Source organism: Larkinella humicola, from assembly GCF_008727875.1.
Lineage (GTDB): Bacteria > Bacteroidota > Bacteroidia > Cytophagales > Spirosomataceae > Larkinella > Larkinella humicola.
On sequence record NZ_VTWS01000001.1, the window covers coordinates 164369 to 180134 of the forward strand.

The 15766-nt window shown below is 53.2% G+C and carries 15 protein-coding genes; 9 read left to right on the forward strand and 6 right to left on the reverse strand.

Going from position 1 to position 15766, the window contains the following annotated elements:
* The first annotated feature begins 59 nt into the window (after positions 1 to 59).
* From F0P93_RS00770 to F0P93_RS00790, 5 genes are all read left to right on the forward strand, one after another.
* Positions 60 to 797, forward strand: a complete 738-nt coding sequence (locus tag F0P93_RS00770) for a (Fe-S)-binding protein (protein WP_150874483.1) — start codon at positions 60 to 62, stop codon at positions 795 to 797.
* Positions 797 to 2191, forward strand: coding sequence for a lactate utilization protein B (locus tag F0P93_RS00775; RefSeq protein ID WP_150874484.1), 1395 nt, complete (start codon positions 797 to 799; stop codon positions 2189 to 2191). Before F0P93_RS00770 ends, F0P93_RS00775 begins: the two co-directional genes overlap by 1 nt.
* A 33-nt stretch (positions 2192 to 2224) precedes the next feature.
* Entirely contained in the window at positions 2225 to 2815 is a 591-nt protein-coding gene (locus tag F0P93_RS00780) for a LutC/YkgG family protein (protein ID WP_150874485.1), read from the forward strand.
* A 170-nt stretch (positions 2816 to 2985) separates the two neighbouring features.
* On the forward strand, positions 2986 to 4878 hold the full coding sequence (locus F0P93_RS00785; RefSeq protein ID WP_150874486.1) for an aldolase/citrate lyase/malate synthase family protein: 1893 nt from the start codon (positions 2986 to 2988) through the stop codon (positions 4876 to 4878).
* A 59-nt stretch (positions 4879 to 4937) separates the two neighbouring features.
* A complete protein-coding gene (locus F0P93_RS00790; protein WP_150874487.1) occupies positions 4938 to 7202 on the forward strand; it encodes an NADP-dependent malic enzyme in 2265 nt (754 codons plus the stop codon).
* 6 nt (positions 7203 to 7208) lie between these two features.
* Here the strand turns inward: F0P93_RS00790 and ribD are convergent, their stop codons facing one another.
* Positions 7209 to 8300 (reverse strand): bifunctional diaminohydroxyphosphoribosylaminopyrimidine deaminase/5-amino-6-(5-phosphoribosylamino)uracil reductase RibD, encoded by a 1092-nt coding sequence (gene ribD / locus F0P93_RS00795; RefSeq protein ID WP_150874488.1) that lies wholly within the window; start codon positions 8298 to 8300, stop codon positions 7209 to 7211.
* A 121-nt stretch (positions 8301 to 8421) separates the two neighbouring features.
* Here ribD and prmC point away from each other — a divergent pair, with 121 nt between their 5' ends.
* Both prmC and F0P93_RS00805 read left to right on the forward strand, forming a co-directional pair.
* A complete protein-coding gene (gene prmC / locus F0P93_RS00800) occupies positions 8422 to 9267 on the forward strand; it encodes a peptide chain release factor N(5)-glutamine methyltransferase (protein ID WP_150874489.1) in 846 nt (281 codons plus the stop codon).
* 94 nt (positions 9268 to 9361) lie between these two features.
* Positions 9362 to 10336 (forward strand): AAA family ATPase, encoded by a 975-nt coding sequence (locus F0P93_RS00805; RefSeq protein ID WP_114408135.1) that lies wholly within the window; start codon positions 9362 to 9364, stop codon positions 10334 to 10336.
* A gap of 62 nt (positions 10337 to 10398) precedes the next feature.
* Here the strand turns inward: F0P93_RS00805 and F0P93_RS00810 are convergent, their stop codons facing one another.
* From F0P93_RS00810 to F0P93_RS00830, 5 genes are all read right to left on the reverse strand, one after another.
* A complete protein-coding gene (locus F0P93_RS00810; protein WP_150874490.1) occupies positions 10399 to 11136 on the reverse strand; it encodes a Nif3-like dinuclear metal center hexameric protein in 738 nt (245 codons plus the stop codon).
* 81 nt (positions 11137 to 11217) lie between these two features.
* A complete protein-coding gene (locus F0P93_RS00815) occupies positions 11218 to 11580 on the reverse strand; it encodes a VOC family protein (RefSeq protein ID WP_150874491.1) in 363 nt (120 codons plus the stop codon).
* Positions 11581 to 11609: 29 nt separating this feature from the next.
* Positions 11610 to 11966, reverse strand: a complete 357-nt coding sequence (locus tag F0P93_RS00820; RefSeq protein WP_150874492.1) for a bleomycin resistance protein — start codon at positions 11964 to 11966, stop codon at positions 11610 to 11612.
* A 110-nt stretch (positions 11967 to 12076) separates the two neighbouring features.
* Entirely contained in the window at positions 12077 to 12661 is a 585-nt protein-coding gene (locus F0P93_RS00825) for a Crp/Fnr family transcriptional regulator (protein ID WP_150874493.1), read from the reverse strand.
* A gap of 62 nt (positions 12662 to 12723) precedes the next feature.
* A complete protein-coding gene (locus F0P93_RS00830) occupies positions 12724 to 13632 on the reverse strand; it encodes a sugar phosphate isomerase/epimerase family protein (protein ID WP_150874494.1) in 909 nt (302 codons plus the stop codon).
* A gap of 412 nt (positions 13633 to 14044) precedes the next feature.
* Here F0P93_RS00830 and F0P93_RS00835 point away from each other — a divergent pair, with 412 nt between their 5' ends.
* Entirely contained in the window at positions 14045 to 14737 is a 693-nt protein-coding gene (locus tag F0P93_RS00835) for an NUDIX hydrolase (protein ID WP_150874495.1), read from the forward strand.
* Between the two features lie 118 nt (positions 14738 to 14855).
* Positions 14856 to 15713 (forward strand): dienelactone hydrolase family protein, encoded by an 858-nt coding sequence (locus F0P93_RS00840; RefSeq protein WP_150874496.1) that lies wholly within the window; start codon positions 14856 to 14858, stop codon positions 15711 to 15713.
* Positions 15714 to 15766 lie beyond the last annotated feature (53 nt).

Consider the following 15766-nt stretch of genomic DNA (forward strand, 5'->3'; position numbering starts at 1 on the left):
TTCGCTTCGCTGCTTTAGGGAGAAAAGAGTCTAAGCAACCCGATCCTAAACCCTACTCCATGACTGTCGGACTTTTTATTCCCTGCTACGTCAACCAGTTTTACCCCCAGGCCGCCATTGCGACCCTGCAACTGCTGCAAAAACTGGGGGTCGAGGTGGTGTATCCGCCCCGGCAAACCTGTTGCGGACAACCGATGGCCAATTCCGGCTTCGAACACCTCACGCAGGACTGCAACCGTCTTTTTCTGGAAAATTTTTCCGAGTTCGATTACATCGTGGCGCCCTCGGCCAGTTGCGTGTTACACGTCAAGCAACACCTCCATGCGCCAACGAATCCGGCACTGGCGGAACGTACCCGATCACGAGTCTATGAACTGGTGGAGTTTCTAACCGATGTGCTGAAAGTGGAGAATCTGGCGGCCCGGTTTCCCCACAAAGTCGGCATTCACCAGAGTTGCCACGGGTTGCGGGGGCTTTATCTGGCCCAGATGAGCGAACTCAATGCGTCGCCCTTTTCCAAACCGGTGCAGTTGCTGAACATGGTGGACGGCCTGGAACTGGTTGATCTGGATCGCCCGGACGAATGCTGCGGTTTTGGCGGGACCTTCTGCGTGGCAGAAGAAGCCGTCTCCGTCAAAATGGGCAAAGACCGGGTGACCGATCACGTGAAAAATGGGGCCGAATACATTACCTCCGTGGATCTTTCCTGCCTGATGCACCTGGAAGGCATCCTGCACCGGAACAAAAGCGCCATTAAAGCCGTACACATTGCCGAAATTCTAAACGCCACCGTGTGATGGAAAAAGCAACGAAAGATCATGCCGCTCTGGCCGAAGCGTTTAACCAGGACGAAGAACACGTGAACTGGCACGACGGTGCGCTCTGGTGGATTCGGCAAAAACGGGACATTGCCGCCAAAAACATACCCGAATGGGAGCAATTGCGCGAAACCGCTTCCCGAATCAAAAGCAACGTGCTGTCCAATCTGCACGATTACCTGCTGGAGTTTGAAGCCAACCTCACCAAAAACGGCGTTACCGTCCACTGGGCGGCTGATGCGGAAGAACACAACCGGATTGTGTATTCCATCCTGAAAGCGAAGGAAATCACGCAGATGATCAAGAGCAAATCCATGCTCACGGAAGAGTGCCACCTGAACGAATACCTGATCGAACGCGGCATCGACGTCATCAACTCGGATTTGGGCGAATACATCCAGCAACTGGACAACGAACCGCCGAGCCACATTGTGCTGCCCTGTATTCACAAACGAAAAGAGGAAATCGGCGAAATTTTTCACGAACACCTGGGCACCGAAAAAGGTGTTTCGGACCCGACCACCTTAACCCGGTTTGCCCGCTGGCACCTGCGCGATGCCTTCATATCGCGACGGGCAGCCCTGACCGGCGTTAATTTTGCCGTGGCCGAAACCGGTGAATACGTCGTTTGTACCAATGAAGGGAATGCCGACATGGGCGCTCATTTGTCAGACATTCAGATTGCGTCGATGGGCATTGAAAAGATCATTCCCAAAAAGGAACACCTCGGCGTTTTTTTACGGCTCCTGGCGCGAAGCGCTACCGGCCAGCCCATCACGATTTATTCCAGCCATTTTAAAAAACCGCGTCCGGGTCAGGAGATGCATCTGGTTCTGGTCGATCTCGGCCGAAGCCGTCAGTTGGGTCGACCGGATTTCCGGGATTCGCTGAAATGCATCAAATGTGGCGCGTGCATGAACACCTGTCCGGTGTATCGAAAAAGTGGCGGCTTGAGCTACCACAACACCATTTCCGGCCCGATTGGCGCGATTCTGGCCCCGAATCTGGACATGAAAAGGCACGCGGATCTACCTTTTGCATCGACGCTCTGCGGTTCATGTTCCAACGTCTGCCCGGTAAAAATCAATATTCACGATCAGTTGTACCAGTGGCGGCAGGTGATTGTTCAGGAAGGCTATGCGGCCAATACCAAGGTTTTGGGTATGAAAGCGATGGCCTGGACGTTATCGTCTCCCGGTTCGTATTCAACCATCGGAAGGGCCGGTCGATGGGTGTTGAACAACATCCCGTTTGCCGTGAATAACAAGTTCAATCCGTGGTACAAACAGCGGGAAATGCCAGACGGCCCGAAAGAGTCGTTCGGGGAATGGTACGCCAAAAACCAGGGCGACAACGGTTCCGAAAAAGTTTAAACTCCCCTTCCCATCCTGAACCTGAAAACCGGCATGAGCACCCGAGAAAGTATACTGGCTGCGGTTTTGAAAAACCAGCCTCCCGCCAGTCCGTTGCCCGATCTGTCTTTTTTAAAGGGCAATCGACCGGACATCGTTTCAACCTATCAGGCGGTTTTTACCAGCATCGGCGGCAGCGTCTTTGTCGTTGACGATCTGGCCGCCGTGAACGCCCGGCTTCTGGAGAACTTCGATTCTACGAAACGGCTGGTAACCACCCTGCCGGACCTGGGCGAACCGTTTGAAGTTCTCTCCAAAACCGCCGATCCGCGCACCTTCAACGATGTCGAACTGGCCGTGATCGAAGCCCAACTGGCCGTGGCCGAAAACGGGGCGGTCTGGCTCCCGGAACAACGGATGGGGCAACGCATTATTCCGTATATCTGCCAGCATCTGGCGGTGGTCGTTCGGGCCGAAACCATCGTTCCGACCCTGCACGAAGCCTATGCGCAAATCGGGGTGGGCGATTACGGTTTTGGTGCGTTCATCGGCGGCCCCTCCAAAACGGCGGACATCGAGCAGGCGCTGGTGATGGGCGCGCACGGACCGATTACGATGAGCGTGTTTATTTTAACTACTAATTAGGAGATTTTATAATTTATAGTCCTTTCGCTTTTTGCCCCTAAATCCCCTAAAGGGGACTATTAGCATCCGGATGATTCCGCGTCCAAGTCCCCTTTAGGGGATTTAGGGGCAAAAAGCGAAAAGACTATTCGCATCATTTGCTTTAAATGATCAGTAACTCAACCCCGAACATGACCCTTATCATCCGCGACAACCTGCAGGAAACCTATACAGACGTCTATACCGACGAAGCCCTCGCGGCCCTTTCGGCACTGGCTCCCTTCAACCAACGCATCAAAACCGCCATGACCGACCGACTGAAACGGCGGGCTGATCGGCAAAAGACTAAAACCCGCATCACCTTCCTCGACCCGGAAAGTCTGATTCCCGGTACGGCGATTACCGTGCAGGACGCCCGTGACGGCCACTTCGAAGGCTCGGTTATTCCGGCCGACCTGCAACGCCAGTGGATTCAGGGAACCGGGCCAGCCGCCAAACCCAACGCCCCCGTCGAAAACAGCATCCGAAACGTGGCCTACGCGCTGTTGTCGGGTGCCGACGGCTGGATGTTCGACGGCGAAGATGCGCTGGGACAAATTACCACCATGTCGCTCGACAACCAGCGCAACCTCAAACTCGCCATTCACAAAGACCCGGTTTTCCTGAAAGTAGCCGAACAGGTCGCCCAGGAAATGAACCGCTGGTCGAACTCATTTCTGGGCCGCGAAATGATCACCGATTGGGAAACCCAACTGAATTTTACTACCAAAATCTTCCGGGCGCGGGGTCTTCACCTCGACGACCGGCACATCCGCGACGCCGACGGAACAGCTCTGGCCGCGTCTATTGTCGATGCGACACTCTACGTCGTCAATAATTATCAGGCACTGCAAAAAGCCGGTTCGTCCATCGTCCTGTATTTACCCAAAATCCAGACTGCCGGGGAAGCCGCCGTCTGGAACGACCTGCTCGACGCACTGGAAAGCCAGATTGGACTCCCCGCCGGAACGATTAAAGTGTATGTGCTGGTCGAACAACTCGAAGCGACGCACCAGTTGATGGAAATCCGGGCGGCTTTGGGGAAACATTTCGTAGGCTACAATACCGGTCGCTGGGATTACATCAACAGCGTTTCGGATGCAATGGCGTGGGACAAAACGTTCATTAATCCGAACATTGAAGCCATTACGATGACCTACGGGTACATGCGAAATTACGAAGACCGGGTTCGCCGGGCCGTCAACACACCGGACTTGCACGGCAATTTTGCCTTGTGGCAGGGCGGTATGGAACCCAACATTCCGGTGGGTTCCGAAGCCGGAGTCGCAGCCAGCATGGAAAAAGCCGTGGCGGGTGCCGGTCGCGAACAGCGCGAGGGAGCCAGCGGCAAGTGGGTGGCGCACTGGAAAATGGTACACATCGTCCGACCGGTTTGGGAGAAAGTGGGCGAAGCCAATCAGCTGGGCCGTGCATTTCCCCGGCTGACGTACACGCAAGCTGACGCCGACGGCTTAATTCTGATCGAACCGGCACCGACCGACATTCGGGGCGCGCGGAATCTGGTGAGTGTAGCGTTGCAATACGGTAATGCGTTCGGGCAGGGGATGCAGGCAGCAGCCCTGAAACCGGCGGATTTTTTCGGCAACGACGATATTTTGTACCTGATGGAAGACATGGCAACGGGCGAAATCCGGCTGAGTATTCTGTGGGAATGGATTCACAAAGGGGCGGTTTTGACGGACGACGATCCCGAAACCGGAACACAGGCCGGGGCGTTTTTTTCGGAGGAACTGTACCAAAAACTGGTGGCCGAAGAATACGAAAAGCTGTTGAAAGCGGCTAGTAAGGATGTGTACGAATCCTCGAAAACGACGACCTTGCCCATTGCGCTGGAGATTGCGAACGTCTACACGCTGAGCGCAGTAAAACCGCCCTGGTTCATCGACCTGCTGAACATCAACCTCAACAATCTGGATCTGGACGTGGCGAAAAAACGGATTCTACTGTATATGAACACGCTGGTGCAGGACGGCAAACGAATCACCGAAAATTTAGACTTTGTAGCAACGAGTCCGTATGTTTAGGGGCGGTTTTTGGCAGCAGTGGGCTGTCGCAACAATCGCCATCAGCAAACTACGATTCCATGAGTTCGCAAAAATTACGGGAAGATGCGCTGCATTATCACGCCAAAGGACGTCCGGGAAAAATTGAGGTTGTTCCGACCAAAGAAACGCTAAATCAACGGGATCTGTCGCTGGCTTATTCACCCGGCGTGGCGGAACCGTGTCTGGAAATTGCCAGCTTTCCCGAAAAAATTTACGATTACACGACCAAAGGCAATCTGGTGGCGGTGATCACCAACGGCACGGCGGTGTTGGGTCTGGGCGATATTGGCCCCGGCGCTTCCAAACCGGTGATGGAGGGAAAATGCCTGCTGTTTAAAATCTATGCCGACATCGATGCCTTCGATATTGAGCTGAATACCACCAACATCGATGAGTTTGTGCGGACCGTCAAGATTCTGGAGCCCACCTTTGGCGGGGTCAATCTGGAGGACATTGCCGCTCCGGCCTGCTTCGAAATTGAAGAGCGGCTCCGGAAAGAACTGACAATTCCGGTCATGCACGACGACCAGCACGGCACCGCCATCACCAGCGCAGCGGCTTTGTTGAACGCGTTAACAATATCTGGTAAAGAAATCAGTGAGATCAAGCTGGCCGTCAATGGTGCCGGTGCGGCTGCCATCGCCTGTCTGGATTTGTACGTTGCACTGGGCGTTAAAAAAGAGCATATTACGGTTTTTGATAAGGACGGATTGCTGCACCCCGCCCGCACGAATCTGGTTCCGAACCAATACAAGTACGTCCGGGATCAGCTCCCGGACGGCTGGACGCTGGCCGACGCCATGCAGGGTGCGGATGTGTTTCTGGGGTTATCGATCGGGAAGGTCGTTAGCCAGGACATGGTCAAATCCATGGCGAAAGATTGCATCGTGTTTGCGATGGCGAATCCCACGCCCGAAATTTCCTACGAGGAAGCGGTTGCCGTCCGACCCGACATCATCATGGCCACGGGGCGGTCCGACTATCCCAATCAGGTAAACAATGTGCTGGGCTTCCCCTATATTTTTCGGGGTGCGCTGGATGTGCGGGCCACGGCGATTAACGAAGCGATGAAACTGGCGGCCGTTCGGGCGCTGGCCGATCTGGCGAAAAAGACGGTTCCTGAAATTGTCAACATGACCTACGGCCAACAGAATCTGTCGTTCGGAAGGCAATATATTTTGCCCAAACCGACGGACCCCCGACTTCTGACCACCGTTGCGCCCGCCGTAGCCAAAGCCGCGATGGAATCGGGGGTTGCCGGCAAGTTGATTACCGATTGGGAAGAATACCATTCGCAGTTATCGCACCGCATCGGCCTGGACAATTCGCTGATTCGGGGCATTATCAACCAGGCGAAACGGTCGCCGAAACGGGTGGTTTTCACCGACGGCGAAAATCTGACGGTGCTACGGGCGGTTCAGGAAGTGCTTGAACAGAAGATCGCGGTGCCGATTTTGCTGGGGAACGCGACGAAAATAAACCGGATCATTCGGGAAAATAAACTGGCGATCGAACGGGTTACCATCATTGATCCGCGTTCCCGGAAACAGGAAAAAACCGTGCTGGATTACGCCGAAGTGCTGTATGAAAAACGGAAACGGAAAGGACTGACCTTCGTCGATGCGAAGGGATTGATGCTGCACCGCAATTATTACGGCGCGGTGATGGTGGAAGTCGGGGCCGCCGATGTGTTGATTTCGGGCTTGACGCGCAATTACCCCCAAACGCTGCGACCGGCCTTGCAGGTGATTGGACCACAGGACGGCATCAACAAGATTCTGGGGATGTATATCCTGATGAGTCGATTCGGCCCGATTTTCCTGGCCGACACCACCGTCAACATCAGCCCGACCGCCGAGGAACTGGTGGAAATTGCCGAAATCACGGCTAATGAAGTGAAGCGGCTGAATGTGGAACCCCGCATCGCGTTTCTGTCTTATTCGACGTTTGGCAGTGCCGGTGGCGAAGACGCTCTGAAAATGCAGAAAGCCGTCAAAATTCTTCACGCCAAACGCCCGGATTTGATCGTCGACGGTGAAATGCAGGCTCATTTGCCTTTCAATCTGAACTTATTGAAAGAAACGTATCCGTTCTCGCCCCTGGCGAAATCGGGCGCGAATACGCTGATTTTCCCCAATCTGTCATCGTCCAACATTGCGTATAATCTTTTGAAAGAAATTGCGCAGATTGAAAAAATCGGCCCGGTGTTGATGGGGCTGAAAAAACCGATCCACGTTTTGCAACTCGGCAGTACGGTACGGGAAATTTTCAACATGGTTGCGGTCGCGGTTGTCGATCGGTAATTCGGTTCAGGAAGGCCGGTACGTCATCAGCGAATCATCGCCGATCCGCTCGGTAGCGACCAGCCTTCCCCGAGCCACGGGAGCCGCCAGCCCTTCGCCCATCACTTTCAGACTTTTAAAAACCCGCACCTCATCCCAAAGCCCCAGATTCAGAAAGCTTTCCAGCAAAGCCGCCCCGCCTTCCACAATCACCGACTGAATTTTTTGCCGGTGTAAATCGGCGATGAGTTGGGGCAGGAAAGGAGTTTCAGGGTCTAATTGGACGTATTTTGTTAAAGCCCCTAAATCCCCTAAAGGGGACTTTGTGGATCCGGATTTTGCTGTGTCCAAGTCCCCTTTAGGGGATTTAGGGGCATCTACACCTGTTTCCTTTCCCGGCAAAACCGTATACACCAGCGTCGGCTGCAAACCGTCGAAAAGGTGCAGAGAAGCGGGTAATTGCAATTGCTTATCGATCACAATGCGAACGGGGTTGCGCCCGCTCCAGAGCCGGGCATTCAACTGCGGATTGTCGTGCCGGGCGGTGTTGGTCCCCACCATGATCGCATCTTCCTCCGTTCGCCATTTGTGGACCAACTGCCGCGACAGCGGGCTGCTGATCGGAATGGGGCGAAAATCGGCGGGAGCCATAAAACCGTCGGCGGTTTCGGCCCATTTCAGAATCAGGTACGGTCGTTGTTGTTCGATAAAGGTAAAAAACCGCCGGTTCAATTCACGGCCCCGCTCGGCCAGCAAACCGGTTTCTACTTCAATACCGGCTGCCCGCAGTTTGGCTAACCCTTTGCCGGCCACCAGTGGATTCGGGTCGTCGTTGCAAACGATTACCTTTTTCACCCGTTTGGCAATCAGTAAATCGGCGCAGGGGGGCGTTTTTCCAAAATGCGAACACGGTTCCAGCGTGACGTAAACCGTCGATTCGGGCAGCAGTGATTCGTCGGTTACCGAGCGAACGGCGTTCACTTCGGCGTGTGGGCCGCCGTACTGCCGGTGCCAGCCTTCGCCAATGATGCGCTGATTGTGGACAATGACGCAGCCCACCATCGGGTTTGGGCTGACGTGCCCCCGGCCCAGTTTGGCCAGTTCCAGGGCGCGGGACATGAATAAGGTGTCGTCAATCAACGGTTTTCAGGATCAGTTGTATACTTCAACGTAAAGAAATCAGTAAAATCCGTGAAATCTGTTTCGCGAAGGTTTAGATTTACGCAAATTTTACGTCCGCATGATTACAGCCAAGTCGTTATTTGATTCGCTGGTGGGGCAGTTGGTAGGCTACCGCCCGGAAGAAGCCCGCGCCATCGTGTTTTTGTTGCTGGAACATTACCTGTTGCTTCGCCGAACCGACGTGGTGGCCGGTAAGCCGATTCCCACCAATCCTCCCCAACCCGACTGGGCCGAACTCATCCGGCGGCTCAACAGCCACGAACCCGTTCAGCACCTCATTGGCACAACGGAGTTTTGCGGTCTGGAGTTTCAGGTGTCGCCGGCGGTGCTGATTCCCCGCCCCGAAACCGAAGAACTGATCCGGCTCATCGTCCGGGATTATGCCGAAACCACCGGCCAACTGAACATCATCGACATCGGCACCGGCAGCGGCTGTATTGCGGTAACCCTGGCCCGGTTTCTGCCACAGGCATCGGTAGTGGCCTGGGATTTGTCGCCGGAAGCGCTCGAAGTGGCGCAGTTAAACGCCCGGACGCTCCTGGCGGACGTGGAGTTTGAACAACGCGACATTCTCAATGTGGGCGAAGAAAACCGCCGGTTTGAGTGCGTGGTCAGCAATCCGCCGTACGTAACCTTGTCGGAAGCGGAACATATGGAAACGAATGTTTTACGATATGAGCCCCATTTGGCGTTATTTGTAGAAGACCAGGATCCGCTGCTATTTTATAAAGCCGTCGCCGATTTTGGGCGGCAACACCTGAACACGGACGGCGCCTGCTACGTCGAAATCAACGAGCGGTTTGGACCGCAAACCCAGCAGGTGTTCGAAGAACGCGGTTATCGGAATGTGCAGATTTTCAAGGACATTCATGGCAAAGAGCGATTTGTTAAGGCGGTTAAATAATAATTATGAATGATGAATTATGGACGATGAACGATGGATTGCATGCGCCAGCCCATTCATCGTTCATCATTCATAACTCATCATTCCTTAAAAAATGACATCAGCAGACATCACCTATCATACCAAAATCCGTCAGGTATTCGACGAAATGAGCAAGGTCGTTGTGGGGCAGCAGGCCCTGCTCAACCGGCTGCTGATCGGCTTGTTTACCGGTGGGCATATTTTACTGGAAGGCGTTCCCGGCTTGGCCAAAACGCTGACGATCAACACGCTGGCAAAAGCGTTGCAGCTCGATTTCCAACGGATTCAGTTTACGCCCGATCTGCTCCCGGCCGATCTGGTCGGGACGATGATTTTTAATCAGAAATCCGGCGAGTTCGAAGTGAAGCAGGGACCGGTTTTTGCCAACCTGATTCTGGCCGATGAAGTCAACCGTTCGCCCGCCAAAGTGCAATCCGCCCTGCTCGAAGCCATGCAGGAAAAGCAGGTGACCATCGGCGAAGAAACGTTTATTCTCGATAAGCCTTTTCTGGTGCTGGCCACGCAGAATCCGGTCGAGCAGGAAGGGACCTACCCCCTGCCGGAAGCCCAGATTGACCGGTTTATGATGAAAGTTTTCGTGGGCTATTTGTCGAAAGACGAAGAACTGGAGGTCATGCGCCGGATGTCGAACCTGAATTTCGATTACGAGGTGCAGCCGGTTCTGGACAAGGAAGACATTTTCGCGATTAAGAACGAAATCAATAAAATTACCATTTCGGAAACCCTCGAACGCTATATCATCGAGCTGGTTTTTGCCACCCGCCGACCACTCGACTACAACCTGCGCGACGAAGCCCGGTATATTCAATACGGCGTGTCGCCCCGCGCCAGTATCAACCTCAACCGGGCCGCCAAAGCCCTCGCCTACTTCGACCAGCGCGATTACGTGTTGCCGGAAGACATCAAGGAAGTGGCCCCCGACGTGTTCAACCACCGGATTCTGCTCAACTACGAAGCCGAAGCCGACGGTGTGACAACTTTGCAGATCATTGATTCTATTCTGCGAAAAGTAGCGATTGGGCGGTAAAAATCCCGTAAATGGGCCTCATGCTGGTAACCTTCTCAGGTTGGCCATGCTCTCTTTGTCAGTCAATCAGGCATCAGCACGACGAAGTCAAGCTCCGCCAAAAGTTGAGCGAGCTTCCGAATGCCCCATTCCTCGCTCCGTTGGTGGCCAATGGCAATGACGCCCATGCCCGTTTCTTCGACGGCTTTTTGGGCGGATTTCCGGTATTGCCCCGTCAGGTATAAACCCGCTCCCCGCTCCGAGGCTTCCTGAATCAGGGCCGTAGTCATGGCACCAACAATGGCAATTTGGCCCGGTACGGTTTTTAGCCCCGGAATGGCGTCTTCATACCCGCCAAACTCATGGGCAATCCGCTGGCACCAACCCTGAAAGTCCAGTTGCGACTCCGAACCGATCATCCCGATTGGCCGATCGGGATAGCCCGGCATCGCTTTGTAGCCTATCACCTCAAGGAGCGGTTTCGGCGTTCCAGAAAATCCCAGGGCTTCCGCCAGCCAACGGTTGTATCCGATCGTAAAATGCTCATCGAACGGAAGATGATGGTAAAGAACCGCCACGTTTGCGGGCAGGGAAGCCCGGTCGAGCTTCCAGGGGCGGTGCAGCCAGAGCGTATCGATGCGGTGGGTAACCAGCCATTCCGGAAGCGCCGGCCAGGGTTCAAGAACCAGCCCCAGCCGTTGAACCGGATGGCCTGACGGATCGAAACCGGAACCGTAGAACAGACCACCTTGTTCCCCGGGAGGATAGACGGACGTATTAAAAATCTCCGCCAGAAGCTGTAAGAATTGCGTTAAAATCACCGTCCTGAAAGCTACGTGTTCCTAATGTCAGAAGCCGGGCATTCGATCCTCGCTAAAACCAGTCGGATCGAAAATCCCTTCCTACCATTGTTGAATAACGATACCGAGTTGCGTATCGGTTAAAGCAAACTCTTTTGCTCCCCAGGGTCGTAGGGTTATTTTATTGAGATTGGGATGCAGGAACTCCGGATGGGTGGATGCGATCTGTTGGTAAACCGCTTCGATCTCATCGGTTACCAGTCTAAATTCAGGGCTATGTTCCTGAGCGAGCTCCGCATTTTCAAAAACGTTGATGCTCAAACCGTCTTTTTCAATGACGCAAAAGGGTTGCTTGGCGCCCAGTTCATTGTGCTCAATCGTGAATTCAAGACAATCGACAAATAATTTCAAGGCATCGTTAATGTCCGTGTAAAATACATTCGGTACAAGTCTGGTAAATTTCATGACAGTAGTTTGTTGGGTTTATGTTACAGTCAGACACGCTGCCCGAAGGTGAGGAGGTTGTTGTCGGGGTCCAAGACCGAAAATTCCTTTTGCCCCCAGGGTTTTTCCTGTAAAGGCCCCGCCGGATGGATGCTTACATTATGATCCATTAGCGACTGGTATAAGGAGTCAATGGCATCCGTCCGGATGTAAACCTGTCCGTAGTTTTGGGCGGGATCGAGGTCGCCGAACGCAAAAAAATGAATCTCGATCACGTCTTTTTGCACCATCAGGTAGTCCGCAAAATCGGTCTGCCCGACTTCCTGAAAGCCCAACTGGTTCAGGTAAAAGTCTTGGGTGACGCGCTTGTTGCGCATAGGCAATTTGGGATGTATGGCTGTCAGCATAGGGTTCCTAAGGTTCGATGAGGTCAGTTCGGGCTGTCGGCTGTCGTTTGCTTTCAGCGTGCTGTTTGGTAAACATAAGAAACCCGGTTTGATTTGATACTTGATTCAAATCAAGAAATGCCCCGCGTCAGACGCTCTCTGACGCGACTCAGCGTTTCGGGCGTTATTTTCAAGTAAGCCGCAATCATTTTCAGGGGAAACAGATGCAGCAATTGGGGCTGTGAATCAAGCACATACTGGTATTTCTGAGTGGGTGTTAGATTTTGATCAAAGAAGCGAATCCGATCCGTGGCCTGATTGAGCAGGCTGCCCAGTTGCAGGAATACGGGCGACATCGCAATCAATTCATGAATCACCTGAATCGACAGTTCGAGCACAACGCCGTTTGAATAGGCCTGAATGGTGTAGGCCGAGGGCGCCTGGGTGACAAAACTTTGGTGATTGAAAAACCACTGCCCGGGAAGGTGTAAATCAATGATGACCGGCTCCTGTTCGTCGTCGTAACTAACCTGGTAGAAAGCGCCTTCCAGACTGCAATAAACCGTCTGGCAAATGGCTCCTGCCGCCAGCAGAATGGCTTTTTTTTCTACAGACCGGCGACGCACGCGATGGGCAACCAGCCGAACCTGCTCCTCACTGAACGTTCCGATTGGAGTGAGCATTTGCGCGACGGTGGTGATCCATGCCTCAGTCATTGGTTTATTTTTATGACGACGAAGTAACTCTAGTTGCTGCTGAGCACTAGAACCGTCCGGTTTTATACCTCAGCCAATTGCTTCTTTACGGTCGCCAAACCGAGGGCGACTTCGTTGTCAAAATCGGTCCAGTTGCATTCCAGCGACAGCCCACCCTCGTATTTGATTTGCTTCAACGCCCGAAAATAAGGCTTGAAATCATCGCCCATCACACCGGGCGCAGTTCGCTTCTGTTTTTCCGCAATGTGGCAATGCGTGATGTACTGGCGGTATTTGATGATTTCCTCCGGTTTTTCGTCTTCTTTCAGCATGTGGTAAATGTCACACTGCAACTTAAACCACGGGTTGTTGACGGCCTGAATGATTTCCACGCCTTCGGCCAGGCTGTTGATAAAATTGGTTTCACCCCGGTTGAGCGGCTCAACCGCCAGCGTAACACCGTGTTTTTCGGCCAGAGGAGCCATTTTTTTACAGAGTTCGATGTGCTGCGCTTTGGCGGTCGCCCGGTCAAATCCATCAGGAATCGCCCGCGAACCGCCACTGCCAAACACAATATTCTTCGAGCCGCATTCCTTCGCCCGCTTCAGCGCCAGATCGGCCCGCTGCAAAATAGCTTCGTGGTGGAGGGTTGGCCCCACCGACTTCAGGGTGCCCGGAAAAAAATAAATGTACGATCGAACGGGCAGTCCTTCCGTCTTCAGCGTCACCCGGTTTTTATCGTACTGCGAATCCCCCGCGTCGGGAATCAAAAACCGGCCGACGCTTTCCTCGATAAAGGAAAAGCCCAGCGTTTTTAATAACCCGACCTTTTCATAACCGGCACAAACGCCCAAAGGCAGGGATAAACCGGCCCTGGTTTCTTCCCCCATTCCGGCTTTAGCCAGCGCACTCGCTGCGGTTATCCCGGCCAGCATTCCGGTGGCACCCTTTAAAAAGGTTCTTCTTGACGGTTGGTTTTCGGTTGGATTCATGGAAAAAAGGATCAATTGTCAAAAATGATTGGCGGCCACTGCGCATTGGGTTGAACTCCTGAGCGGAAGGAGAACACTACATGAAATGCTAAATGTAAAATGATGAATGCTAAATGTAAAAGTATTTCCCAATTCAGCACTTTTACATTTAGTATTTATCATTAAGACTTACGTCTGATAATTCTGTCACTCTTTCGTTTTCTGCCCCGTTCCCCTAAAGGACGGTCGGCCGCTGCCGGACTTTTAGCATCCGGACTAAGCCGCGTCCAAGTCCGGCAGCGGCCGACCGTCCTTTAGGGGAACGGGGCAGAAAGCGAAAGTCCTGATAGTAAATCTCATAGTTTGCTTTAATATTTAGGTTAGGATCAATCGTTGTAAGGATTTCACGGACTTTTGGCCGTGGGTACGTCGAATGGAAATTGTATACGACCAGCACGAAAAGCATTTTGTAGCTTTAGATTGCATTATTTTTGGATTCGATCAGCAGGAACTGCAATTGTTGCTGATCAAGCGGGGATTTGAACCCGAACAGGGCAACTGGTCGCTGATGGGCGGTTTTTTGAAACGTGACGAAAGCATCGATGAAGGCGCCGAGCGGATTCTGGAGACCCTGACGGGGTTGACCAGCGTTTACATGGAGCAACTGTATGCCTACGGCGAAGTCCGGCGCGACCCGGTGGCCCGTACCCTCTCGATTGCCTATTACGCCCTGATTCGCACCGACCAGTACAACAAAGACCTCGCCGATTCGCACAATGCCAGGTGGTTTCCGGTTTCGCAACGACCGGATTTGATTTTCGATCACAACGACATGGTAGAGAAAGCCCTGGCCCGGCTTCGGCGTCGGGCGCGCACCCAACCGATTGGCTTTGAGTTACTTCCCGAGAAGTTTACCATTCCCCAGTTGCGCAGTCTCTACGAAGCCATCAACAACCAGCCGCTCGATCATCGGAACTTCAGCAAACGGCTCAATTCGATGGAGTGGCTGGTGAAGCTGAATGAAAAAGATAAAGGTTCGTCCCGAAAAGGCGCCTTTTACTACCAGTTCGATCAGGATCTGTACCAGAAGCTGGTGCAGGAAGGCAGTAGTTTTGATTTGAAATAAACGTTTACAGTGTACGGTTTTCTGTTTACGGTGGCTGTAGCGGTCATCTCAATAGATTGGCCACCGTAAACGGAAAACCGTAAACTATTTTGTATCTTTCCTGCTAAACCTTTGACCCATGGATCAACGCATTATCAACCTATTTGACGAGTATACTCATGTACCGCTGAAAAGGGATGTTTTTCTGTCGCGGCTGGCCAAGTTGACCGGAAGCATGACCGCAGCGCTGGCGGTTTTATCGACCCTGGAAGTAAATTATGCCCAGGCTCAAACCGTTGCGGGACAGGATGACCGGATCATCACCGAACGCGTCACCTATCCGGGTTCCGACACCACCATGAAAGGCTATCTGGCCCGCCCGAAAGCGAATGGGAAATACGGCTCGGTGGTCGTCATTCACGAAAACCGGGGCCTGAATCCGCACATCGAAGACGTGACCCGCCGACTTGCGCTGGCTGGTTTTCTGGCGATGGCCCCCGATGCGCTCTCAGCCGCCGGAGGAACGCCCACCGACGAAACGCAGATGCGGGAGTTGTTTGGGAAACTGGATGCCGAAAAAACGAAGCAGAACTTTCTGAAGGGATTGGATTACCTGAAAAGCCGTCCCGACAGCAATGGCAAACTCGGTTGTGTCGGTTTTTGCTGGGGTGGGGCCATGGCCAATCAGTTGGCGGTCAACTACCCGGACCTGAAAGCTGCCGTTCCGTTCTACGGTCGCCAGCCCGAAGTCGCCGATGTTCCCAAAATCAAAGCGACCGTTCAATTGCATTATGGGGGGATGGACGAGCGGATCAATGCCGGGATTCCGGCCTACGAGGAAGCTCTGAAAAAAGCGAATGTGCCGTATCAGTTGTATGTCTACGAAGGGGCACAACACGCCTTTCACAACGACACCGCCGGGCCGCGCTACAACGAAGCCGCTGCCAAACTCGCCTGGGGACGCACCATTGCGCTTTTTAAGGAGAAACTGGGTTGAAATATAAATTATAAATGAAAAATGATGAATGAGAAATGTAAAAGTAACTAGCT

What these genes read in the sequence shown, in the direction of transcription:
- F0P93_RS00770 (WP_150874483.1), top strand. Translation starts at nt 60, where the DNA reads ATGACTGTCGGACTTTTTATTCCCTGCTACGTCAACCAGTTTTACCCC.
- prmC (WP_150874489.1), top strand. Translation starts at nt 8,422, where the DNA reads ATGATTACAGCCAAGTCGTTATTTGATTCGCTGGTGGGGCAGTTGGTA.
- F0P93_RS00825 (WP_150874493.1), bottom strand. Translation starts at nt 12,661, where the DNA reads ATGACTGAGGCATGGATCACCACCGTCGCGCAAATGCTCACTCCAATC.
- F0P93_RS00820 (WP_150874492.1), bottom strand. Translation starts at nt 11,966, where the DNA reads ATGCTGACAGCCATACATCCCAAATTGCCTATGCGCAACAAGCGCGTC.
- F0P93_RS00840 (WP_150874496.1), top strand. Translation starts at nt 14,856, where the DNA reads ATGGATCAACGCATTATCAACCTATTTGACGAGTATACTCATGTACCG.
- F0P93_RS00830 (WP_150874494.1), bottom strand. Translation starts at nt 13,632, where the DNA reads ATGAATCCAACCGAAAACCAACCGTCAAGAAGAACCTTTTTAAAGGGT.
- F0P93_RS00835 (WP_150874495.1), top strand. Translation starts at nt 14,045, where the DNA reads ATGGAAATTGTATACGACCAGCACGAAAAGCATTTTGTAGCTTTAGAT.
- F0P93_RS00815 (WP_150874491.1), bottom strand. Translation starts at nt 11,580, where the DNA reads ATGAAATTTACCAGACTTGTACCGAATGTATTTTACACGGACATTAAC.
- F0P93_RS00790 (WP_150874487.1), top strand. Translation starts at nt 4,938, where the DNA reads ATGAGTTCGCAAAAATTACGGGAAGATGCGCTGCATTATCACGCCAAA.
- ribD (WP_150874488.1), bottom strand. Translation starts at nt 8,300, where the DNA reads ATGTCCCGCGCCCTGGAACTGGCCAAACTGGGCCGGGGGCACGTCAGC.
- F0P93_RS00805 (WP_114408135.1), top strand. Translation starts at nt 9,362, where the DNA reads ATGACATCAGCAGACATCACCTATCATACCAAAATCCGTCAGGTATTC.
- F0P93_RS00780 (WP_150874485.1), top strand. Translation starts at nt 2,225, where the DNA reads ATGAGCACCCGAGAAAGTATACTGGCTGCGGTTTTGAAAAACCAGCCT.
- F0P93_RS00785 (WP_150874486.1), top strand. Translation starts at nt 2,986, where the DNA reads ATGACCCTTATCATCCGCGACAACCTGCAGGAAACCTATACAGACGTC.
- F0P93_RS00775 (WP_150874484.1), top strand. Translation starts at nt 797, where the DNA reads ATGGAAAAAGCAACGAAAGATCATGCCGCTCTGGCCGAAGCGTTTAAC.